A 21,993-nucleotide genomic window follows, 5' to 3' on the forward strand; every position below is an offset into this window, starting at 1 on the left:
GCCGCGTCACTTGATGCTGAAGCCCGGCGACGCGTCGCCGCCGCGCGGGCGATCGGCGTCGCCCACGCTGGTGTCGAGCCGCGGCTTGGGGCGGTCGCCGCCCGTCACGCCGTTGCTCGTCTGGCCGAGGAGCAGGCGCTGCAGGTCGTTCGAATCCTGGAAGGCGTCGGTCGGCAGCTTGATCTCGTTCGCCGACACCGGCTGGACCAGATAGGGAGTCACGACGATCACCAACTCGGTCTCGCCGCGGCGGAAGCTGTCCGATTTGAACAGGGTTCCCAGCACGGGGATGTCGCCGAGGCCGGGGATCTTGTCGATCGCGCCGATAGAGCGATTGTTCAGCAGCCCGGCGATCATGAAGCTTTCGCCCGAGCCCAGTTCCACGGTCGTTTCGGCTCGGCGGACGGTCAGTGCGGGGACCTGAAAGCCCTGCATCTGGATCGCGCCTTCGGTCGAAAGCTCCGATACTTCGGGACGAACGCGCAGGCTGATCCGGCCGTTCGACAGGACCGTCGGTGTATAGGCCAGGCTGACGCCATATTGACGATATTCGATCGTCGTGCCGGCGAAGTTTCCGGGAATCGGCACCGGGAATTCGCCGCCCGCGAGGAAGTTTGCAGTCTCGCCCGAGATGGCGGTCAGGTTGGGCTGGGCCAGCGTCGCGACCATGCCCGACCGCTCACCCACGTCAAGCGAGGCGATGAGATCGAGGCCGAACAGGCGGCCCGCACCCACGAGGCTGCTCGTCCCCGGGGGCGTGTTGACGGCGAAGCTTGTCGAGCCGTCGGGATTATAGGTGATGGTTCCCGCCTGGCGCCCGCGGAATATGCCGCCGAGGAAGCCCCCGGTGCTGTCGCGCGTCAGGACGTTGCCGCTGATTTCCTTGACCAGCGAGCGGTTAACTTCGGCGATGCGGACCTGCAGGTTGACCTGCAACGGCGTTGCCGTCCGCAGGCGAGACAGGACCTTGGTCGGTTCGCCGACAAATGCCTGCACCAGCCGTTCGGCCTCGGCCGCGTCGTCGGGCGACTGGACCGTTCCGGTCAGCAGGACAAAGCCATTCATCGTGTTCGCCGAAATGCTCGCGCCGGGCATGGCCAGCGACAGCATCTGGTCGATCGTCTCGATGTTGTTGCCGACGCGGGCGACGGTCGAAAAGACGACCCGCCCGCTGGCGTCGGTGGCATAGATGCTGGTCTCGCCAGGCTTCTTGGCAAAGATATAGAGCTGGCGGTTCGAGCGGACCTGGACGTCGGCGACGCTGTCGTCGGCGACGAAGATGTCCGACATCGAGGCCGGCAGGCTGACGAGGCGGCCACGGCCGACCGACAGGTCGATGCTGCCGCTGGCGTTCTGCACAGCCTGGGCGTGCACCGGCGCCGAAGGTGCGGCGACCAGGGTGGTCGCGACCAGACCGATCGCCAGCGTGCGGGCCAAGGCTACCGCCTTGAAATTGGCTTTGCTGTTCATCTTACTTACCCCCAACCGGAACGACGGTCATCTTGTCGCCGCGGGTCACGCGAACGACCGGACCGGCCGAAGCGGCGCCACCGCGATCCACATAGGACGGAGCGGAATTGGTGTTGCCCGACGCCTGCGGCGGCGACGACACGCGGCCGCGAACCGGGATCCAGAAGCGCGAGACGTCGCCACCGGTCGTCGCCGACGAACGGCTCGCCGTCGGACGCGCGGCGGCTTCGGCCAGCATCTTGCGCTCGGCGACCGCGCCACCCTTGGCGGGAACGTTGATCTCGCCCGAGGCAATGGCGCTTTCGAGGTCGCCGGTGCTTTCGGCGAGCGGGCGCAGGGCCAGCGACAATTTCCCCATGTCCTGCGCAACTGCGATCTTTTCGGCGATTTCGGGCGTGGCTTCGAGCGTTACCGAGCCGAAGGTGCGAACCGGGGTCTTGCCCGTTTCATCCTCGGCGTCATAACGCTGGTCGGTCGCCAGCACGCGAACGTTGCGAACGATCGTTTCGGCGGTGAAAATCTGCTTGTCGGGATAGGCGCTGCCTTCCTGGACTTCGATCGTCTGGGCGAGCATCACGTCGACGCGGTCACCCGGAAAGACGAAGCCGGCGACACCCTGTTCCTGGCTGACCTTGACCGTCACGGCACGCATGCCCGGGCCAAGCGCCGCGGCGAGGAAGCCGCGATCGTCGGGATGAACCAGCGCGCCCTGCGTCAGCGGCTGGCCGGCGGTGATCGGATAGCGCACGACGGTGCCGACCAACGTGTTCACGTCGGTCTTGTCTTTCATGAAATAGGCCTTTTCGACCAATTCCTTCGGCCAGGGCTGAAACCGGAAGCTGTCCGGGCCGATAATCGTGCCGACGGGGAGCTGCCGCGTCGCCACCAAAATCATCGGACCGGTAATTTCCGGTGCCGCCGCTGCACGAGCCTGCGGCGCTGCCGCCCCGCGCATCATCAGGTTGACCCCGAACGCCGCGCTGATGGCAATCACCAGCGCGCCGACGATCAGCATAATCTTTCGCGTATCCATGACGATTTTTCGCCTCCTCACACCAACCAGAACCGGCGGTGCTTGCCCTCAGCTTCAACCGATAGACTGAAACTGGTTAAGATAGTGTTGGTGAAGCGCCCAAAGGCCTGCTGCGGCGATGGCCACCCCATAGGGCACCTCCGCAGCCTTTTCCGAAGGTCGCAATTTCATATAGATAAGCATGATGGCGGACAGGATTCCGCCCCCGACGGCCATCACGGTGAGCGTGGGCATGAACAGCGGCAGCGGGATCCAGAGCATCACGGCGCCGATCATTTTCACGTCACCGCCGCCCATCGCGCCGATGGCGAAGAGTCCGGCAAAGACGAGGAACACGGCCAGCGCGGCTCCGAACTGGATCGGGACATCGGGCCATGCCGCGAGGCCGCTCGCGATCCAGAAGGGGATTGCGAGCAGCGCGATCACGGCGTTGAGTTCGTTCGAAATGGTCCGCGACCGCAGGTCGCTGATCGCGGCGGCAATCATCAGCACGCCGAGCAGGACCATCAGGCCGAGGGAGATTGCGCCGTTTTCCATCGGCTTTCTCCTACGCATTATGGCTTACCAAAGGGTAACCATACGCACCGGAACGCGCAGCTTGCATTCCCCGGTCCAGCGGATATGCGGCGGGCATGACCGCCGCGCCGCCCTCCGCCACCGATGTGCTGATTGTCGGCGCCGGGATCGCCGGGGCCAGCCTTGCCGCCGCGCTTGCCCCCTCGCGCCGCGTCATGCTGGTCGAGGCGGAGGATGCGCCGGGCTATCACGCGACCGGCCGGTCCGCCGCTTTCTGGCACGAAAGCTATGGCGGGGCAGGGGTCCAGCCGTTGACCCGGGCATCGCTGGAGATGCTGGATCACCCGCCCGCCGAGTTTTCGGATCGCGGCTTCCTGTTGCCGCGCGGCGCATTGACGCTGGGCGAAAGGTCGGAGGCGGCGGCGGTCGACGCCTTCGCCGCCGAGTTCGCTGCGCGGGGCGTCGATGTCGTGCGGATGTCGGGCGCGGCTGTCGCGGCAAAGATCCCAGGGCTTCGCGCCGAATGGAGTGAAGCTGCTTACGAAGCGGCGTGCCGCGACATCGACGTTGGCGCTCTCCATGCCGCCTATCTTCGCGCAGCGAAGCGTGCGGGCGCTACGTTGGTCACGCGCGCGCCATTGCGGCGGGCGCGGCGCGTCGGCGACGGGTGGGATGTCGAACTAGGTGACGAACGCGTCCGCGCGGCGCTGATCGTCAACGCGGCGGGGGCGTGGGCGGACGAGGTCGCCGCCGCCTGCGGCATCGCGCCGGTCGGCATCCAGCCCTATCGCCGAACGGTGATGCAGGTCCGGCTCGGCGTGCCGGTTCCCGCCGACCTGCCGCTGGTCGTCCATGTCGGCGGAGAATTCTACTTCAAGGGGCAGAGCGAGGGCCGGGTCTGGCTGACGCCGCACGACGAAACCCCGACCGCGCCGCACGATGCGGCACCCGAGGAACTCGACGTCGCGCTGGCGATCGATCGGATGCAGTCGGTCGTTGACTGGCCGGTCGTTGCGGTTGAGCGCAAATGGGCGGGGCTGCGCAGCTTCGCGCCCGACCGCCTTCCCGTCTTTGGCGCCGATCGGCACGAGCGCGCCTTCATCTGGTGCGCGGGGCAGGGCGGGTTCGGTATCCAGACCTCGCCCGCGATCGCCGCGTTGCTCGCCGCGCAGCTCGGCGCGTCGGCTCCGGCGGGCGCTATCGCGGATATCGACCCGGCACCGTTCGCGCCATCGCGTTTCGGCTGAATGCGTCTGACGGCTTGCGCGCGATGAAACGACCGGCTTAACATGATGTTGGCAGTGCCATCCCCGGCACAGCCTGACCTGTGGAGGATGGCATGGCCCATTATTTCGAGATCAAGAAGAACAAGGCCGGCGAGTTTGTCGCCTATTTCAAATATAACAGCGAACCCATCTTCTGGACCGAAGGCTATAGCAGCAAGGCCTCCGCAAAAAAAGCCATCGAGTCGATCCTGAAGAACGGCCCGGGCGCGGAAGTTCGCGAAACCGAATGATCTTTAGCGCGCGGGCGCTCTGTGCGCCCGCGCAACTTCCAGCGCGGCGTCGCTCGCCAGCGTGTCGGCCAGTTCATTGTCGCCGTGGCCCGCATGGCCTTTCACCCAGATCCATTCGACCTTGTGCCGGGCGTTTTCCTTGACGAGGCGCTGCCAAAGGTCGGCGTTGGCCACCGGCTTTTTCGCCGCGGTCTTCCAGCCATTCTTCTGCCAGCCGAAAACCCATTTGGTGATGCCGTCGCGGACATAGACGCTGTCGGTCGACAGTTCGACGTTGCAGCTCCGCTTCAGCGCGGCGAGCGCTTCGATCGCCGCCATCAATTCCATGCGGTTGTTCGTCGTATCGGGCTCGCCTCCCGACAAGGTTTTTACGACGTCGCCCCAACGCAGCACGGCGCCCCAGCCGCCCGGACCGGGGTTGCCCTTGCACGCGCCGTCGGTGGCAACGATCACCGTCTTGCTCGAACCCTCCGTCATGCTGCGGCGAACAAGCTTGCCGCGTCGGCGGCGCTGTAGCGCTGCAGGCGCGCGAGGAAAGGCGAGGGATCCTTGCGCGTGACCAGCGCATCGGCGGGCGTGTGCACCCAGTCGTGCGCGCGGGTCAGCAGGAAGCGCAGTGATGCGCCGCGGGCAAGTAGCGGCAGCGCAGCGACCTCGGCCTCGCTCAGCGCGATCTCGCGCGCATAACCCCGCATCAATGCCTGCGCGCGTCCCGTATCGCAATGCCTTCCGTCGGCCGAAAAGCACCACGACGCGTGGGTGATGACGAGGTCGTAGGCCCGAAAATCGGTCGCCGCAAAATAGAAGTCGATCAGCCCGGTGACGCGCTCGCCGAGCATCAGGACATTGTCGGGAAAAAGGTCGGCGTGAATGACATGCGCGGGCAGGTCGTCGGGCCAGTGCGCGTCGAGCCAGGCCAGTTCCTCGTCGACGATCGACTGGAGACCTGGCAGCACGGCATCGAGATTTCCCGTCGCCTCGGCAACGGCGCGCCAATGCCTGTGGCCCATGCTGTTCTCTCGCGCACCCGCATAGCCTTCGAGCGCGCAGTGCATCTGGCCGAGCGCGGAGCCAGCCGCTTCGCACTGCTCGGGCGTCGGCTGCGTCAGCGAAATTCCGGGCAGGAACTGGATCACGCACGCGGCACGGTCCGAAATCTGCTGAATTGCGACGCCGCTCCGGTCGCGGATCATCGCGGGGACCGGGCAATCCTGACTGGCGAGATGGTTCAGCAGGTCGACGAAGAAGGGAAGGTCGCCCTCGCTGACGCGTTTTTCGTAGAGCGTCAGGATGAAACGGCCACCCGTGGTTTCGAGCAGGAAATTGCTGTTCTCGACGCCCTCCGCGATCCCCTTGCACGAGACGACGGTGCCGATGTCGTAGCGGGCCACCAATGCGGCAAGGTCGTCGGGCTCGACGTGCGTATAGACTGCCATCAGGCTGTTTCGAGGCCGCGCGGCAGCTTGAACACCATATTCTCCTCGGCGGTCACGACGATGTTTTCGATGATGGGACGAACCGATGCGACGGCGTCGATCACTTCGCGTACCAGCGTCTCCGGCGCGCTGGCGCCGGCGGTGATGCCTAGCGTGGCGATGCCCTGCAGCCACTCGGGGTCAACATCGGTTCCGCGTTGGACAAGATGCGCGGGCGTCCCGAGCCGTTCGGCAACCTCGACAAGGCGCAGGCTGTTCGAACTGTTCGGTGCGCCGATCACGATCATGCGGTCGCAGTCGCCTGCGATTGCCTTGACCGCGTCCTGCCGGTTCGACGTCGCGTAACAGATATCCTCGCCACGCGGCCCGGAGATGTTGGGAAAACGATGCTGCAACGCCGCGATGATGTCACGCGTATCGTCGACCGACAGCGTCGTCTGCGTCAGGAACGACAACATGTCGGGATCGGACGGCGCCAGCGCGGCAACATCGTCGACCGATTCGACCAGCGTCATCGCGCCTTCGGGAAGCTGGCCCAGCGTACCGATCACTTCGGGGTGCCCCGCGTGACCCACGAAGATGATATGTCGTCCGGCCTCAAACACCCGTTCGGCCTGACGGTGTACTTTCGACACCAGCGGGCAGGTCGCGTCGATATAGTCGAGTCCGCGCATCTCGGCCTTGGCCGGCACCGCCTTGGGCACGCCGTGCGCGCTGAACACCACCGGAACATCGTCGGGAACCTGGTCGAGCGATTCGACGAAAACCGCGCCCTTTGCCTTCAATGAGTCCACGACATAGCGATTGTGGACAATTTCATGCCGGACGAAAACCGGCGCGCCATATTTCTGGAGCGCGAGTTCGACGATGCGGATTGCGCGATCGACGCCGGCGCAAAAGCCGCGCGGTGCCGCGATCAAAACCCTAAGTTCTGCCGCTTCATTGCCGTCGGGGCGCGTCATCGGGTGGGGAGCGTTCATAATGCGCGCGCTCTAGCGCAGCAGGCGCATTGCGGTAAAGCGGCTTCGTCCCCGCCTCATTGTCGTTCTCTTTGTTGCGCCTTGTTCATCGCACCGATAAGAAGCGGCGCGCATGAAGCGGGATCGACCGTCCCGACGCCTGTCAAAGCGCCTGTTTGGAAAGCCTGATTATCATGATGCCCATTTCGTTCCCGTCGCGTAAATTCCTGACCGTGCTGTGCAGCACGGCGGCCATGGCGATGGTGGCGGGTTGTGCGAAGGATAATGAAATCGACCTTGCGGGCGGTGTTGGCATCACCTCGACGCGCAGCGCCTGCCCGGCGGTGGCGGTTCCGCTGCACACTGGCGACATTACGCTGTTCGACCCGGCAACAAGCCGCGACGCGCGCGCGGTCGACGTCGTTGCTGCGATCACCAATGTGACGCCGCAGTGCAACGACGCCGGCGAGAAAGTCTATCAGCTCGCGAGTTTCGATGTCGTCGCTACGCGCCGCGACGCCGGGCCCGCGCGGACGGTAACGCTACCTTATTATGCCACCGTCCTCCAGGGCGGCACCGCCGTCGTTGCAAAGCGGCTTGGCAATGTGGCGGTGACTTTTGCCGAGGGCCAGGTCCGCGGCACCGGCCGGGCGCAGGCGTCGGCCTATGTCGATCGCGCCGCGGCGACGTTGCCCGCCGACATCCAGGAACGCATCACGCGCAAGCGCAAGGCGGGCGACCAGGACGCGGCGGTCGATCCGCTCAGCCTTCCCGAAGTGCGCGCCGCGGTGCAGCGGGCGAGCTTCGAGCTGCTTGTGGGCTTCCAGCTGACGCAGGACCAGCTGGAATATAACGTCCGACGATAGGACCTGCGGCGGCGCCCCGGCGCCGTTCGCTTTTTCACGCCCTGCGCGCCGCCCGGTGACGCAGGGCTTTTCGCGTGCGCCAAGCTGCGATAGGGCGCGCGCAAGACTTTCCGATCGAAGATAGGCCAAGCCCTGTGACCCTGTTCAGCCGTTTTTCCGACCATATCGGCACCGCGCTCGACGCGCTTGCCGCCCGCGACGCCTTGCCCGTCGGCCTCGACCGTTCGGCGATCAGCGTCGAGCCGCCGCGCGATCCCGCGCATGGCGATGTCGCGACCAACGCGGCGATGGTGCTCGCGAAGCCCGCGGGCATGAACCCGCGCGCGCTCGCCGAACTGCTTGTCGCCGAACTGGGCGCGCTCGATGAGGTGACCGAGGCGAGCGTCGCTGGTCCCGGCTTCATCAACCTTCGCCTCGTCGACGATAGCTGGCGCGACGAACTTGCGCTGATCTTCAGCGAAGGCGGCGACTATGGCCGGTCGACGATGGGGCAGGGGCGCCGCGTCAACGTCGAATATGTCTCGGCGAACCCTACCGGCCCGATGCACGTCGGGCATTGCCGGGGCGCGGTCGTCGGCGACGCGCTCGCCGCGCTGCTCGAATATGCCGGGCATGAGGTGATCCGCGAATATTATGTCAACGACGCGGGTGCGCAGGTCGATGTGCTCGCGCGTTCGGTGCACATGCGGTATCGCGAAGCGCTCGGCGAAGAGATCGGCGCGATCCCCGAGGGGCTTTATCCCGGTGATTATCTGATGCCCGTCGCCGACAAGCTCGCGGTCGAATATGGCGACCGGTTCGTCGGCGCGCCCGAAAGCGCCTGGCTTGGCCTGTTCCGCGCCGAGGCGGTCAGCGCGATGATGGACATGATCCGCGCCGACCTCGCAAAGCTCGGCATTCATCACGACCTCTTCTCGTCGGAGGCCGAGCTCCAGGCCGAAGGCAAGCCCGCCGCCGCCGAGAAATGGCTGCGCGAGCATGATCTGGTTTACGACGGCCAGCTCGAAGCGCCGAAGGGCGAGACGCCCGAGGATTGGGAGCCGGTGGAACTGCCGCTTTTCCGCTCGACGCAATTTGGCGACGACCAGGATCGCCCGATCAAAAAGTCGGACGGCAGCTGGACTTATTTCGGCGCCGACCTCGCCTATCACTATCAGAAGGCGCAGAATGCCGACGAATTGATCGATATCTGGGGCGCCGACCATGCGGGCACCGTCAAGCGGATCAAGGCCGCGGTTGCGGCGCTCACCGGCGGCAAGACGCGGTTCGACGTCAAGCTGGTGCAGATGGTTCGCCTGCTCAAGAATGGCGAGCCGTTCAAGATGTCGAAGCGCGCGGGCAATTTCGTGACGCTCGCCGATGTCGTCGACGAGGTCGGCAAGGATGCCGTGCGTTTCACCATGCTGACGCGCAAGGCCGATGCACAGATGGACTTCGATTTCGCCAAGGTGGTCGAGGCGTCGCGCGACAACCCGGTCTGGTATCTGCAATATGCCAACGCCCGGATCGCGCGGCTACGCAAGAAGGCGTCCGATGCGGGGATCGTCCTTCCGGCGCCCGCGCCGGCGCGCCTCAATGCGCACGAGCTTGGGCTGATCAAGCTGCTTGCACAGTTCCCGCGGACGGTCGAGGCGTCGGCCTCGGCGCGCGAGCCGCACCGGATCGCCTTCTACCTTGCCGATGTCGCAGCGGCGTTCCACGCCTGGTACAATCTGGGCAACGACGACCCGGGCCTACGCATCGTGCTCGACAATGATCCCGAACTGACCGCGACGCGCCTTTATTTGGCCGATGGAATCGGGCAGGTTATCCGCAACGGGCTGAACCTGATGGGGGTCGAGGCGCTCGAGGAGATGGTTTGATGGCCGAGAACAAGGGCGCCGGGCAGGCGGATGCGGGGCTGGGTCTGGAAGACGATGATCGTCTCCCCTGGCTCGAAGCGGCCGACGGGTTCGAGGAAGACGGCGAAGTGTCGCCTGCGCGGCTGCTGGTGATGGTGCTCGGCGGGCTGCTCCTGATCGGTGCGGTGCTCGGCGGCCTATGGTGGGTCCAGAACGGCGGCGCACGCGGCAAGGGCGAGCTGATCGCCGCGCAGCAGGGTGACTATAAGGTCGCACCCAAGAATGACGGCGCAAAGACGTTCGACGGCGAGGGCGATGCCAGCTTCTCGGCCAGCGAAGGCGCCGAGCCGGCGGGCAAGGTCGATCCGACGCGGATGCCCGAAGAGCCTGCGGTGACCCCGCAGGAACGTGAGGCGGCGGCGAAGAAGGTCGCTGCGGACAAGGCTGCCGCGACAAAGGCTGCGGCGGCCAAGGCCGCCCCTGCGGACAAGGGCAAGCCCGCTGCCGCCCCGGTGAAGACGGCCGAATTTGCTGCAAAGCCCGCGCCGGTTTCGAACGGGGCAATGATCCAGCTCGGCGCATTCAGCAGCGATGCCGCGGCCGCCAAGGCGTGGACCAATTTGTCGAAGCGTTTTGCGTATCTCGCCGAACTCAACAAATCGGTGTCGCCCGCAAAGGTCGGCGATGGGACCGTCTATCGTTTGCGCGTCTCGGCGGGTACGGCCGCCAACGCCGCGAATTTGTGCGGAAAATTGCGTGTCGCGGGTGAAAATTGCGTCGTCGTTCGCTGATTCGGCCCGTTTGGCCGCAGACTCCGTTGGTGCAATGCTCCCACTATGGCATGATCATCGCTTGGTCGCTGTCTGAGGGGACGGCGACCGATGGAGTTTGACGTACGATGATACCCGCGATTTTTGGCCTGTCGGGCCTGACCCTCACCGACGACGAACGCGCTTTCTTTCGCGACAGCGACCCCGCGGGCTATATCCTGTTCGGGCGCAACATCGAAAACCGCGAGCAGGTACGCCGCCTGACCGACGAACTGCGCGCGCTCGATGGGCGCGCCAATCTGCCGATCCTGATCGATCAGGAGGGCGGCCGCGTCGCGCGCATGAAATCGCCCGAATGGCCCGCTTTCCCAAGCGGTGCGGCGTTCGATGCGCTGTACGAACGGGCGCCCGCGAGCGCGATCGAGGCGGCGCGGCTCAACGCGATGGCGCTCGCCGCCATGCTGTCGGAGGTCGGCATCACGGTCGATTGCCTGCCATTGCTCGACGTCCGCCAGCCGGGCGCCAGTGACGTCATCGGCGACCGTGCGCTCGGCAGCGAACCGATGCGCGTCGCCGCGCTCGGGCGCGCGATCCTGAGCGGGCTGCAGGATGGGGGTGTCGTCGGGATCGTCAAACATATCCCCGGCCATGGCCGCGCCCTGCTCGATTCGCACAAGGAACTGCCCATCGTCACCGCGCCCGACCGCGATCTCCAGACCGATCTGGCGCCCTTCGCGGCGCTCCGCGACGCGGCGATGGCGATGACCTGCCATGTCGTCTTCACCGCCTGGGACCCGGACCGGCCCGCGACGCTGTCCCCGCTCGTCATCGACAGCGTGATCCGCCAGCGCATTGGCTTTCATGGCCTGCTGCTCAGCGACGATCTCGATATGGAAGCGCTGTCGGGCGACGTCCCTTCGCGCGCGGCCGACGCCGTTGCTGCGGGCTGCGACATCGCGCTCAATTGCTGGGGCAAGATGGACGACATGGTCGGGATCGCGAATGCGCTCGATCCGATCAGCACCGTCTCGCGCGCGCGCCTCGAAGGCGCGATGGACCGTGTTTTGGGGGTCGGCGACGACCGGGCCTTTGCGACGCTGGTCGACCAGCGTGACGCGCTGCTGGCGATGGCCTGACCGGCTGATGGACGAACTGCCGCTCGATTTCGAGATCGCGCCGGCAGCGCCCGAACGCGAAGACGCCCTGCAGCTTTCGCTCGAAAGCTGGGAAGGCCCGCTCGACCTCTTGCTGGCGCTGGCGCGTAACCAGAAGGTCGACCTCAAGCAGATTTCGATCCTCGCGCTGGTCGAACAATATCTCTCGTTCATCGCCGAAGCGCGCGAGCTGAAGCTGGAGGTCGCCGCCGACTATCTCGTGATGGCGGCGTGGCTCGCCTATCTCAAATCGGCGTTGCTGCTCCCCAAGGACCCGCTGGAGGATCCGTCGCCCGACGAACTGGCGCTGCGCCTGCAACTGCGGCTTCAACGGCTCGCGGCGATGCGCGATGCGGCGGCGCGGCTGCTCGCGCGCGACCGCGTCGGCCGCGATGTCTTCCTGCGCGCCAAGCCGGAAGGGCTGCGCGACGTCCGGGTCCGGCGCTGGGACGCGAGCCTTTACGACCTGCTTTCGGCCTATGGGCAGGTCAAGCTCCGGTCCGAGCCGGTCGTGCACACGGTCTCGCGCCGCCCGGTGGTTACACTCGACGCCGCCCTGCAGCATCTGCAGCGGATGCTGGGAGTAAAGCTCGACTGGGCCGAACTCTCCGATTTCCTTCCGGCCGACTATGACGGTCCGCTCCGTCGTTCCGCAATCGCATCGAGCTTCGTCGCTGCCCTCGAACTGGCGCGACAGGGCCGCGTCGAGTTGAAGCAGGAGGGCGCGTTCGAACCGCTTTATCTGAAGGCAGCCGCAATGGGACAAGGGGCATGATCGACGATCTCGAACGCGCGATAGAGGCGATGCTTTTCGCCAGCGACGAAGCGCTCGACGCACGGCAGGTCGCGAATCGGCTGGGCGGAGAGATGACGCCGGGTGACGTTCGCGCGATCATCCAGGCGATCGCCGCGCGGCATGCGGGCAGCGGGATCGAACTGGTCGAGCGCGGCGGGCATTGGCATTTCCAGACCCCCTCCGACCTTGCGCACCTGCTCCGCCGCGAGCGCGACGATCCGCGCAAGCTGTCGCGCGCCGCCGCCGAAGTGCTGGCCATCGTCGCCTATCACGAACCCGTCAGCCGCGCGGAAATCGAGGCGATCCGTGGGGTCCAGACATCCAAGGGGACGCTCGACGTGCTGATGGAGGCTGAGTGGATTGCCCCCGCGGGCCGCCGCGAGGTGCCGGGGCGTCCACTGATTTACAAGACGACCGACGCGTTTCTGCAACATTTCGGCCTCACGAGCCGCAAGGACCTGCCGGGCGTGGAGGATTTGCGCGCGGCGGGACTACTCGACCCGGTCGATCTCGCTTTCGAGGAAGCGATGGGCGAACTGGACCTAGTAAAAGACGGCGAGGAAGCCTAGATAGCGGCCTCAAGGAGAATTTGAGATGGGTAGCTTCAGCATCTGGCACTGGCTCGTGGTCGGGATTCTCGTCCTGCTGCTGTTCGGCAAGGGCCGTTTTTCGGACATGATGGGCGATGTCGCCAAGGGCATCAAAAGCTTCAAGAAGGGCATGGCCGACGATGATGCGCCGACGCCCGCACCCAAGCACATCGAAGGCCAGCGCGCGCCCGATGCCACCCCGGTTTCGACCCCGACTGCCGAGCACGACAAGCTCTGATTGCCGTCCGCTTGCGGGGGAAGTGTTAGTTCATGTTTGACGTTGCGCCCACCGAGTTGTTGCTCGTCGTGGTGGTGGCCTTGGTCGTTATCGGCCCCAAGGACCTCCCCAAGGCAATGCGCTTTGTCGGCAAATGGATGGGGAAGGCGCGTGGCATGGCGCGCCATTTCCGTGCCGGGCTCGACACGATGATGCGCGAGGCCGAGCTCGAAGAGCTCGAAAAGCAATGGCGCGAACAGAATGACGCGATCATGCGGGAATTCCCGCGCATCGACGATGTGAACACGCCGTCGCCAGCCGCATCGGCACCCACTGCCGGATCCGGACCCGCAACCGAAGCGGAGGCCGACGAGGCGGCGGCCGCGAGTCCGCCCGAAACGCATGCGATCCCGCCGAAGGACGGGCCACTGCCATGAGCGCCGAAGAAGCGCCCGTGACGACTGGTGACGATGACGGCGCCGGCGGCAAGATGCCGCTGCTCGACCACTTGATCGAGCTGCGCTCGCGCCTGCTGAAATCGCTGCTGGCGATCGGCGTCGCCTTTGGCGTGTGCCTATATTATGCGAAGCCGATTTTCGGCATTCTGGTCCAGCCCCTTGTCCGCGCGGGGCAGGGAAAGCTCATCTATACGCAATTGTTCGAGGCGTTTTTCGTCGAGATCAAGGTGGCGCTGTTCGCCGCGACGATGATCGCCTTTCCGGTGATCGCCAACCAGCTTTGGAAGTTCGTTGCGCCGGGGCTCTATCGCAAGGAAAAGCGGGCGTTGCTGCCGTTCCTGCTCGCGACACCGGTCCTTTTCGCGATCGGCGCGAGCTTCGCCTACTTTATCACCATCCCGATCGCGCTCAAATTCCTGCTCGGGTACCAGGGCGATATCGGGGGGATCACACAGGAAGCGCTGCCTTCGGTCGGCAATTACCTCAGCTTCACGATGCAGTTTATCATGGCGTTCGGCATCGCCTTCCTGCTCCCCATCCTGCTGATGCTCATCGAGCGCTCGGGACTGGTGACGCGCGAGCAGCTGGTTTCGGCGCGCCGCTATATGATCGTTGCGGCCTTTGCGATCGCTGCGGTGTTCACACCGCCCGATATCCTCAGCCAGCTCCTGCTCGCAGTGCCGCTGGTATTCCTCTATGAAATGTCGCTCTTCGCGATCTGGTTTACCCAGCGCCGACGCAAAACAGGCGCCGAAGAGGCGCCTGTCGAGCCTCTCGAAGAGGCTTAGGGTAAGTTACTCAATTCCCCGATCAGTTGATGGCATCGCTGCCGGCCTGGCCGACAGATTCGATATCGCGACCGGCACCCTTTACCGTGTTACAGCCAGCGACCAGAAAGCTTGCCATCAGGGCGAGAAGGATTGCGCGGTAACTCGTCATATTTCTACCTCTCAGGATGTGGTGCAAAATGGCCCGGCACGCTTTCGAGGGGGGGAGGGAAATGCGGGCCGGGCCAATGTTGCTGAGCAGCGCTGCGGGGGGGCGATGACCGCTGCTCGAAATGGAAACGACGGACGAGCCGGATAGGTTCCCAAAAAAAATCATGTTGATGAAATTTTTTTCGGATCGTTCCGAACTTCCCGGATTCCAGTATCTTGCCGTTAGAGTGCGGTCAGGCCGCTGAGCACGGCGAGGCCGAGGAACGCCAAAAATCCCATGGAATCGGTCGTCATCGTGACGAAGATCGAACTTGCGACCGCGGGGTCCTGATCGAGCCGGTCGAGCAGCAGCGGGATCGCGACCCCCGCAACCCCCGCCACGAATATGTTCACGATCATCGCTGCGGCGATAACGCCGCCAAGCTGTGGATTGCCGAACCACAAAGCGGTCGCGGTCCCGGCAATGAGCGCGATCGTCCCGCCATTGAGCAGTGCGATCTTCATCTCGCGCCAGATCGCGCGCCAGCTGTTCGAATCGGTGAGCTGGTTCATCGCAAGCGCACGTACCGTCACAGCGAGCGTCTGCGTGCCCGCATTGCCGCCAACCCCCGCGACGATCGGCATCAGCGCGGCGAGCGCGACCATATGTTCGATCGCGCCGCCGAAGAAACCGACGATCGTCGACGCAACGAGCGCGGTACCAAGATTGGCAATCAGCCAGCGCACGCGCGCGCTGTAGGTTTCGCGGATCGGTTCGTTGATGTCACCGTCGCCCGCGCCCGACAGGCGCAGGATATCCTCGCCCGCTTCTTCCTGAATGATGTGGACGATGTCGTCGACCGTGATCATGCCGACCAGCCGCCCACCCTTGTCGACGACCGCGGCCGAAATCAGCGCATATTTCTGGAATCGCAGCGCGACCTCTTCCTGATCCATGTCGATAGGGATCAGCGTCTGTTCGCGCTTCATCACATCGCTGATTGCGATGTCGCGCGGGGTGCGCAGAATCCAGCTCAACTGGCAGGTGCCGACGGGGCGGTGCATCGGATCGACGACGAAGATTTCCCAGAAGTCGCTGGCAAGGTCGGTGTCTTCGCGCAGTCGGTCGATCACATCGCCGACGGTCACATGTTCGGGAACCGCGACCAGGTCGCGCTGCATCAGGCGCCCGGCCGATTCCTCGGGGAAGGAGAGGGCATCCTCGATCGCGGCACGATCTTCGGGTTCCATCGCCTGAAGGACGGCCTGCTGCTCGTCCTCTTCCATGTCCTCGATGATCGCGACGGCATCGTCGGTATCGAGTTCGGACGCGAGTTCGGCAACTTGCTCGGGCGCGAGCAGGTCGATCAGTTCCTCGCGGACATAATCGTTCATTTCCGCCAGCACATCGGCGGACAGCATGTCGCCGAGCACCGCGGCCAGCATCGGGCGCTCGTCGGAACGCGCGAGTTCGAACAGGTCGGCGATGTCGGCGGGATGGAGGCGGCCGACCCGCTCGCGCGCAGCTTCGCTCTCGCCGGCTTCGGCAAGATCGATGACGTCGCGGACGAATTCGGGCTTCAGCCGGTCGTCCTCATCGAGTTCGGTTTCGGCTTCGCGCGGCGGCGGGTCGCGTTCACGCTCGTCGGTGATGACGATTTCTTCCGGCGGCAGGGAATCTTCGCGTTTGTCCATCGCGCGGTCCTCCCTGACAATTGCGGCGTGCGAGCTTTCCCCTAGTGCCGCCACCCGCCGATGGCAACGCCGCGAACGCCTTTTGCGCATTTAGTGCGTGGCTTTGACGGCGGCGGCGGTTATGGGACCGCCAACGCAGACCGCAGGAGTTCAACCATGTCAGAAACGCTTACCCTTTCGCTGTCGACCGGCGATGTCGTCATCCGCCTTCGCCCCGACCTCGCGCCGCTGCATGTCGAGCGCATCTCGTCGCTCGCCAAGGAAGGCTTTTACGACGGTGTCGTGTTCCACCGCGTGATTCCGGGCTTCATGGCACAGGGCGGCGATCCGACCGGCACCGGTATGGGCGGCAGCGAGCTTCCCGACCTGCCGCAGGAATTCAACAGCGAGCCGCACGTCCGCGGTGTCTGCTCGATGGCGCGCGCGCAGAATCCGAACAGCGCGAACAGCCAGTTCTTCATCTGCTTCGACGACGCACGCTTCCTCGACAACCAGTACACCGTTTGGGGCGAGGTGATCGAAGGCATGGACAATGTCGACGCGCTGCCCAAGGGCGAGCCGCCGCGCGAGCCCGGCAAGATCGTCAAGGCGACCGTCAGCTGAATTACAAAGTCCCCGCTTCGGCGGGGACTTTTTTGCCTAGTCGCCGATAAAGCCGTTGAGCCGTTCGCAGGCGGCGATCCAGTCTTCCTTGAATTCCTGCACGACCTGCCCGGCGCCCATCGCTTCGTTCATCAAGCCGACGCCCTGGCCGACCCAATAGGTTGCGAGCGCCTTCGCGCCTTCGTGGCCGCCTTCGGATAATTTATCGACCTTGCGCAGCGCGGGTTCGCTGACCAGCGATTGCAGCGGCATCGGGAGCGGCTTGGGCGCGCCATCGGCCTCCCACGCATCGGTCCACGGCGAACGGAGCTGGCGCGACGGCTTGCCGGTGCGGCTCTTCGACCGCACCGTGTCGCGCGATGATGCTGCGAGCATCTTTTCCTTCACGATCGGATTGGTTTCGGCCTCCGCTGTCGTCAGCCAGACCGATCCCGTCCACGCACCGTGCGCGCCCATCGCCATCGCCGCGGCCATCTGGCGACCGGTGACGATCCCGCCCGCCGCGAGGATTGGGGTATTCGCACCGACGGCCTCGACTGCCGCGGCAACTTCGGGCACCAGCACCATCGTCGCGACCTCGCCGCAATGGCCGCCCGCTTCGCCGCCCGCGACAACAAGGATATCGACTCCAGCACGGACCTGCGCCAGCGCATGGTCGCGCGTGCCGACCAGCGCCGCGACGGGGACGTTGTGGCGCTTGCCGAGTTCGAGCATCCGCGGCGGCGGAACGCCCAGCGCATTGGCGATCAACTTGATCGGATGACGGAATGCGACTTCGAGCAGCCTGGCGGCGCCATCCTCGTGCATATTGTCGCCAAAGCTTTGCCGGGCGTCCATCGCGGCTTCGAGTCCCGCGGCATCGACGTCGAACTTACCGAGCAGGTCGGCGGCGAACTGCAGGTGCGTTTCGGGTATCTTCGCGGCGCCCGACGACGGGGCCTCGCCCTTGCCGACGAAGCTGTTGGGGACGATCAGGTCGACGCCATAGGGGAGGCCGCCGATATGGGCGTCGATCCACTGCAGCTCTTCCTCGAGCCGTTCAGGCGGCAGCGCGGCGGCGCCGAAGACGCCCATTCCCCCGGCCTTCGACACGGCAACGACGACGTCGCGGCAATGCGAAAAGGCAAGGAGCGGGAATTCGATACCGAGCATCGCGCAGATGGGGGATTGCATGGGGCCTCTCCTGTTTGTCTATTTGCACCCATGTCAGCGCCAGTTGACGTAAACGTCAAGTTGATTTGCTAGGCGGTGCGATTATCGCAGGCGGCATGACCCAATTCTCTTTGCCCGATTTCGACCTCGATGCCTTCGTTCGCGCCACTTTGGCCGAGGACCTGGGGGCAGGGGGCGACATCACCTCGATGGCGACGATCCCCGCCGATGCGCGCTTCGGCGGCGTGATGGACAGCCGCGATGCGATCACCGTCGCGGGCCTGCCGATCGCCGAGCGATTCTTTTGTGCCCTCGACCCCGCAATGGAGATCGAGATACTGGTCGAAGAGGGCACGCAGGTTGCGCCGGGCAGCGACCTGATGCGGCTGTCGGGCAATGCCCGCGCGATGCTGACCGCCGAGCGATCGGCGCTCAATACGGTGCAGCATCTGTCGGGCATCGCAACGATGACGCGCCAATATGTGGATGCGCTCGCCGGAACCGGCGCGACCTTGCTCGATACGCGCAAGACGATTCCGGGCCTTCGCGTGCTCGAGAAATATGCGACGCGGATGGGCGGCGCGACCAATCACCGCATGGGCCTGTGGGACGCGGCGATGATCAAGGACAATCATGTCGCGGTCGCCGGATCGGTCGAGGAAGCCGTGCGGCGCGCGGTTACGGCGGGGATCGCAAGCATCATCGTCGAAGTCGACCGCGTCGCGCAGGTCGAACCTGCGCTGGCCGCCGGTGCGACGCACCTGCTGCTCGACAATATGGACATCGCCGAATTGCGCGAATGCGTCGCTTTGGTTGGTGGTAAGGTGCCGACCGAGGCGTCGGGCGGGGTCCGGCTCGATACGATCCGCGACATCGGTGCGACGGGCGTAACCTTTGTTTCGGTCGGGCGGCTGACGCAGTCGGCGCCGGCGGCGGACATCGGGCTCGATTTTGCGCTGGCTTAGCGCGGTTGCGCTGGCGCTGATACCGGTCGCGGCGCAGGCGCAATCGCTGGCTTGCTCGGCGCCCGACCGCATCGCGGTGCCGCGCCTCGAGCAGCCCAAGCGCGGCGAACCCGTCCGTAATCCCAAGACGACGGGCTATCTGCTCAGCATGAGCTGGTCGCCGCAACACTGTGCCAACGCACGCAATCCGCGCGATGCGCGTGACCGTTTCCAATGCTCGGGTGAGGGCGGGCGTTTCGGCTGGGTGCTCCACGGGCTATGGCCCGAAACCGATGCCCCCGGTTATCCGCAATGGTGCCGCCCGGCGAAGATCGTGCCGCAGCCGGTGCTGAAGAAGCATATGTGCATGACGCCGTCGGCGCAGCTCCTCCAGCATGAATGGGCGAAGCATGGGACGTGTATGAGCCCCAATCCCGCCGCCTATTTCCGGTCGGCAGATATATTGTTCCGCGCGGTACGCTTTCCCGACATGAAGAAGCTTGTGGCGGAACCCCAGACGGCGGGCAGTATCCGGAGGGCCTTTGCCGCGGTCAATCGCGGCGTGACGCCGCCGATGATCGCCGTCTCGCTCGACCGGAAGGGGTGGCTCAGCGAGGTGCGCCTGTGTCTGGGCGCGCGAATGAAACCGGCGCGTTGCAAGCCTTTCCAGTCGGGGGTCGGCGACAACCGTCCAGTCCGCATCAAGCCGATGCCGGCATCTTAAGGCGTCCGCCGCAGAGCGTCCCACATCAGGACGTTGCGGCGTTAACACTCTTTTAACCTTATCGACTCGTTAACATCGTCCTAGCCTCGGCTGCATGGACTCGGACGATCATATCGATATTCGCACCCTGGTTCGCGAACATGGGGCACGGCAGCTGACGATCGCACGGTTGAGCGCGCCGGCGGACTGGCAGAGTGAATTGCGAAGGGCGCTCGCTGCGCATCGCGAGCCGGTCACGATCTTTTCGAACAACGATTTCCGGCTGTTCCTGCAGAGCTTCGCTATTTTCTTTACCGCGACGATGATGTTCCTGATCTAATCAGGCCGCAATTGCGGGACTCCATCGCAGGCCTTGTGCAGGCGCCACGCCAGCATCGCCGACACGAGGCACATCGCCGCGACCATCAGCAGCGTGTCGTCGATTGTCAGGCCGATACCGATCAGCACACTGAGCAACAGCGTCGCGGCAACCATGAAGCCCGAATTGACGATATTGTTTGCGGCGACGGTGCGTGCGGTCTGTGACTTGGCGACCGTCGTCGTCAGGAACGCATAGAGCGGCACGACAAACATGCCGCCTGCGATTGCGATGCCGAGCAGGTCGAGGATGATGCGATCGCCCGCGGTGAGCGCGAGGAAGTCGCGCCAGTTCATCAGCGTCGCGCCATGGTGGCTCCACCCCTTCACATTCCACCACAGGTCGAGCACGAACAGCCCCATCACGATCACCGATCCCGGCGAATAGCGCGCCGAAACATGCCCTTTGAGCAGGCGGTTGACGACGATCGAACCGATCGCGACACCAACCGAGAAAATCGCAGTAAACAGGGTCGCGACGGTGTTGTCGGCGCCCAACGCGTTTTTCACCAGCGGTGGGAACTGCGCGGCGAGGATCGCACCGATCGCCCAGAAGAAGCTGATGGAGAGGATCGCAAGAAACAGCCGCGGGATATGCATCGTCGAATTGACGATCTGCCACGACGAGCGAAGCACATTCCGGTCGATGACCATGCCCGCCGCTTCCTTCTCGGGCGGTGCCGAAGGCACATAGGTCGCGGTCAGGCGTCCGATGATCGCGACGAGGATGATGCCTGGGATGGCGATGTGCGGCGGGGTAAGACCGCCGACGATTGTGCCGCCGAGGATCGCGATATAGGTGCCCGCCTCGACCCAGCCGGTTCCCGCCAGTACTTCGTCCTCGTGCAGATGCTGCGGCAGGATCGCATATTTGATCGGACCGAAGAAGGTCGAGTGCATGCCCATTGCGAACAGCGCGAGCAGCATCACGGGCACCAGATGAAACCAGATGCCGATCGCGCCGACGATCATGATAAAGATTTCGGCCGTCTTGATGGCGCGGATCATCCGCGTCTTGTCGGTGCTGTCGGCGAGTTGCCCGGCGAGCGCGGAAAAAAGGAAGAAGGGCAGGATGAAAAGCCCCCCTGCGAGCGCGTTGAACCACGCCTCGGTCTCGGGATCCTTGTAGATGGTGAAGGTGACGAGGATCACCATCGCCATCTTGTAGAAATTGTCGTTGAAGGCGTTGAGGAACTGTGTCGCGAACAGTGGCAGGAACCGGCGTTGCTTCATCAGCGCAAAGGAACCGGTCATTGAAAATCCACTTTTGTACCCCGACATTCGGACAACGCCCGCCCCAAGAGGCAATATGGTTGTCGCCCAGCGGGCTTATCGGTTAGGGGAAGCGGGGTCAAAGCCCATTTTGGGCGGAACGTAACGCGCGCGCTGGAATCAGGGACCATGCTCAGTCTTCCGAACATCCTGACATTGTCGCGCATCCTGGCGGTGCCCATATTGCTTTTCCTGTTGTGGCCCGGCGTGGTCGAAGGATCGCACCAGCCCAAGCCGATCGACTATGCGCTTGCCTTTGGCCTCTACTGCCTGATGGGCATTACCGATTATTTTGACGGCTATGTTGCACGCTCGCGCGGGATCGTGTCGCGGCTCGGCGCCTTCCTCGACCCGATCGCCGACAAGATCATGATCGCGGCGGTGATCCTGCTGCTCGTCTTCACGCGCGATATTGCCGGCTACCATGTCATCGCCGCGCTGATGATCCTCCTGCGCGAGATCATCGTATCCGGTTTGCGCGAATTCCTCGCGACGCTGCAGGTGTCGATGCCCGTCACGCAGCTGGCGAAGTGGAAGACGACCTTCCAGCTCGTCGCCTTCGGCGCGCTGATCCTTGCGGGCGCGCTTCCGGCGATGGCGTGGATCAAGACCGTCGGGCTGGCCTCGCTCTGGGGCGCAGCCGTGCTGACGCTGATTACCGGTTGGGATTATCTGCGCGTCGGCCTGAAGCATATGGATTGAGCGCG

General features: G+C 64.7%; 26 protein-coding genes. 16 read left to right on the plus strand and 10 right to left on the minus strand.

Annotated elements, in window-relative coordinates:
* Positions 1–6 precede the first annotated feature (6 nt).
* The 3 genes from VGN62_RS13195 to VGN62_RS13205 are packed head-to-tail and all read right to left on the minus strand — an operon-like array spanning position 7 to position 3,040.
* Positions 7–1,470 carry a type II and III secretion system protein family protein gene (locus VGN62_RS13195; protein ID WP_327454566.1) on the minus strand — a complete coding sequence of 488 codons (1,464 nt, stop codon included), beginning with the start codon at positions 1,468–1,470 and terminating at the stop codon, positions 7–9.
* A 1-nt stretch (position 1,471) separates the two neighbouring features.
* A complete protein-coding gene (gene cpaB / locus VGN62_RS13200) occupies positions 1,472–2,503 on the minus strand; it encodes a Flp pilus assembly protein CpaB (RefSeq protein ID WP_327454568.1) in 1,032 nt (343 codons plus the stop codon).
* Between the two features lie 54 nt (positions 2,504–2,557).
* A complete protein-coding gene (locus tag VGN62_RS13205) occupies positions 2,558–3,040 on the minus strand; it encodes an A24 family peptidase (protein WP_327454570.1) in 483 nt (160 codons plus the stop codon).
* 95 nt (positions 3,041–3,135) lie between these two features.
* Here VGN62_RS13205 and VGN62_RS13210 point away from each other — a divergent pair, with 95 nt between their 5' ends.
* Both VGN62_RS13210 and VGN62_RS13215 read left to right on the plus strand, forming a co-directional pair.
* Positions 3,136–4,266, plus strand: a complete 1,131-nt coding sequence (locus tag VGN62_RS13210; RefSeq protein ID WP_327454572.1) for an FAD-dependent oxidoreductase — start codon at positions 3,136–3,138, stop codon at positions 4,264–4,266.
* Positions 4,267–4,358: 92 nt separating this feature from the next.
* Entirely contained in the window at positions 4,359–4,535 is a 177-nt protein-coding gene (locus tag VGN62_RS13215; protein ID WP_327454573.1) for a YegP family protein, read from the plus strand.
* Positions 4,536–4,538: 3 nt separating this feature from the next.
* Here the strand turns inward: VGN62_RS13215 and rnhA are convergent, their stop codons facing one another.
* Genes rnhA through ispH form a run of 3 tightly spaced genes read right to left on the minus strand, consistent with a single transcriptional unit; the run spans position 4,539 to position 6,951 of the window.
* Positions 4,539–5,012: a ribonuclease HI gene (gene rnhA / locus VGN62_RS13220; protein ID WP_327454575.1), complete on the minus strand. Its 474-nt coding sequence runs from the start codon at positions 5,010–5,012 to the stop codon at positions 4,539–4,541.
* A complete protein-coding gene (gene thrB, locus VGN62_RS13225; protein ID WP_327454577.1) occupies positions 5,009–5,971 on the minus strand; it encodes a homoserine kinase in 963 nt (320 codons plus the stop codon). Before thrB ends, rnhA begins: the two co-directional genes overlap by 4 nt.
* The gene (gene ispH / locus VGN62_RS13230; RefSeq protein ID WP_327454579.1) at positions 5,971–6,951 is read right to left on the minus strand and encodes a 4-hydroxy-3-methylbut-2-enyl diphosphate reductase; all 981 of its coding nucleotides are present in this window, start codon (positions 6,949–6,951) and stop codon (positions 5,971–5,973) included. Before ispH ends, thrB begins: the two co-directional genes overlap by 1 nt.
* Before the next feature lie 173 nt (positions 6,952–7,124).
* Here ispH and VGN62_RS13235 point away from each other — a divergent pair, with 173 nt between their 5' ends.
* The 9 genes from VGN62_RS13235 to tatC all read left to right on the plus strand — a co-directional run bounded on the left by VGN62_RS13235 (position 7,125) and on the right by tatC (position 14,410).
* Positions 7,125–7,796: a hypothetical protein gene (locus VGN62_RS13235; protein WP_327454580.1), complete on the plus strand. Its 672-nt coding sequence runs from the start codon at positions 7,125–7,127 to the stop codon at positions 7,794–7,796.
* Between the two features lie 134 nt (positions 7,797–7,930).
* Positions 7,931–9,658, plus strand: a complete 1,728-nt coding sequence (gene argS / locus VGN62_RS13240; protein ID WP_327454581.1) for an arginine--tRNA ligase — start codon at positions 7,931–7,933, stop codon at positions 9,656–9,658.
* Entirely contained in the window at positions 9,658–10,428 is a 771-nt protein-coding gene (locus VGN62_RS13245; protein ID WP_327454583.1) for an SPOR domain-containing protein, read from the plus strand. Before argS ends, VGN62_RS13245 begins: the two co-directional genes overlap by 1 nt.
* Positions 10,429–10,535: 107 nt before the next feature.
* Positions 10,536–11,543 carry a beta-N-acetylhexosaminidase gene (nagZ, locus tag VGN62_RS13250; protein ID WP_327454585.1) on the plus strand — a complete coding sequence of 336 codons (1,008 nt, stop codon included), beginning with the start codon at positions 10,536–10,538 and terminating at the stop codon, positions 11,541–11,543.
* Positions 11,544–11,550: 7 nt separating this feature from the next.
* Complete coding sequence (locus tag VGN62_RS13255; RefSeq protein ID WP_327454587.1) at positions 11,551–12,336, plus strand: ScpA family protein; 786 nt, start codon at positions 11,551–11,553, stop codon at positions 12,334–12,336.
* Positions 12,333–12,926, plus strand: a complete 594-nt coding sequence (gene scpB / locus VGN62_RS13260) for an SMC-Scp complex subunit ScpB (protein WP_327454589.1) — start codon at positions 12,333–12,335, stop codon at positions 12,924–12,926. Before VGN62_RS13255 ends, scpB begins: the two co-directional genes overlap by 4 nt.
* 25 nt (positions 12,927–12,951) lie before the next feature.
* A complete protein-coding gene (locus VGN62_RS13265; RefSeq protein WP_327454591.1) occupies positions 12,952–13,185 on the plus strand; it encodes a twin-arginine translocase TatA/TatE family subunit in 234 nt (77 codons plus the stop codon).
* Positions 13,186–13,217: 32 nt separating this feature from the next.
* A complete protein-coding gene (gene tatB, locus VGN62_RS13270; RefSeq protein WP_327454593.1) occupies positions 13,218–13,601 on the plus strand; it encodes a Sec-independent protein translocase protein TatB in 384 nt (127 codons plus the stop codon).
* Positions 13,598–14,410 (plus strand): twin-arginine translocase subunit TatC, encoded by an 813-nt coding sequence (gene tatC / locus VGN62_RS13275; RefSeq protein WP_327454595.1) that lies wholly within the window; start codon positions 13,598–13,600, stop codon positions 14,408–14,410. Before tatB ends, tatC begins: the two co-directional genes overlap by 4 nt.
* A 22-nt stretch (positions 14,411–14,432) precedes the next feature.
* Here the strand turns inward: tatC and VGN62_RS13280 are convergent, their stop codons facing one another.
* Positions 14,433–14,561, minus strand: coding sequence for an entericidin A/B family lipoprotein (locus VGN62_RS13280; RefSeq protein WP_327454597.1), 129 nt, complete (start codon positions 14,559–14,561; stop codon positions 14,433–14,435).
* A gap of 221 nt (positions 14,562–14,782) precedes the next feature.
* Positions 14,783–16,234 (minus strand): magnesium transporter, encoded by a 1,452-nt coding sequence (mgtE, locus tag VGN62_RS13285; protein WP_327454599.1) that lies wholly within the window; start codon positions 16,232–16,234, stop codon positions 14,783–14,785.
* A gap of 156 nt (positions 16,235–16,390) precedes the next feature.
* On the opposite strand from mgtE, the gene VGN62_RS13290 reads away from it, so the two are divergent.
* Positions 16,391–16,837, plus strand: coding sequence for a peptidylprolyl isomerase (locus tag VGN62_RS13290; protein ID WP_327454601.1), 447 nt, complete (start codon positions 16,391–16,393; stop codon positions 16,835–16,837).
* Positions 16,838–16,873: 36 nt separating this feature from the next.
* On the opposite strand, the gene VGN62_RS13295 is transcribed toward VGN62_RS13290, so the two are convergent.
* Positions 16,874–18,010 carry a nitronate monooxygenase gene (locus VGN62_RS13295; RefSeq protein ID WP_327454603.1) on the minus strand — a complete coding sequence of 379 codons (1,137 nt, stop codon included), beginning with the start codon at positions 18,008–18,010 and terminating at the stop codon, positions 16,874–16,876.
* Between the two features lie 95 nt (positions 18,011–18,105).
* On the opposite strand from VGN62_RS13295, the gene nadC reads away from it, so the two are divergent.
* The 3 genes from nadC to VGN62_RS13310 all read left to right on the plus strand — a co-directional run bounded on the left by nadC (position 18,106) and on the right by VGN62_RS13310 (position 19,976).
* On the plus strand, positions 18,106–18,954 hold the full coding sequence (gene nadC / locus VGN62_RS13300; RefSeq protein WP_327454605.1) for a carboxylating nicotinate-nucleotide diphosphorylase: 849 nt from the start codon (positions 18,106–18,108) through the stop codon (positions 18,952–18,954).
* Positions 18,941–19,657: a ribonuclease T2 family protein gene (locus tag VGN62_RS13305; protein WP_327454607.1), complete on the plus strand. Its 717-nt coding sequence runs from the start codon at positions 18,941–18,943 to the stop codon at positions 19,655–19,657. Before nadC ends, VGN62_RS13305 begins: the two co-directional genes overlap by 14 nt.
* 94 nt (positions 19,658–19,751) lie before the next feature.
* Complete coding sequence (locus tag VGN62_RS13310; RefSeq protein ID WP_327454609.1) at positions 19,752–19,976, plus strand: hypothetical protein; 225 nt, start codon at positions 19,752–19,754, stop codon at positions 19,974–19,976.
* Here VGN62_RS13310 and VGN62_RS13315 read toward each other — a convergent pair.
* Positions 19,973–21,268 carry an MFS transporter gene (locus VGN62_RS13315; protein WP_327454611.1) on the minus strand — a complete coding sequence of 432 codons (1,296 nt, stop codon included), beginning with the start codon at positions 21,266–21,268 and terminating at the stop codon, positions 19,973–19,975. The genes VGN62_RS13310 and VGN62_RS13315 overlap by 4 nt on opposite strands.
* Positions 21,269–21,415: 147 nt before the next feature.
* On the opposite strand from VGN62_RS13315, the gene pgsA reads away from it, so the two are divergent.
* Positions 21,416–21,988: a CDP-diacylglycerol--glycerol-3-phosphate 3-phosphatidyltransferase gene (gene pgsA / locus VGN62_RS13320; protein ID WP_327454613.1), complete on the plus strand. Its 573-nt coding sequence runs from the start codon at positions 21,416–21,418 to the stop codon at positions 21,986–21,988.
* Positions 21,989–21,993: the final 5 nt, after the last annotated feature.

The sequence above is a fragment of the Sphingopyxis sp. genome (genome assembly GCF_035998905.1).
Lineage (GTDB): Bacteria > Pseudomonadota > Alphaproteobacteria > Sphingomonadales > Sphingomonadaceae > Sphingopyxis.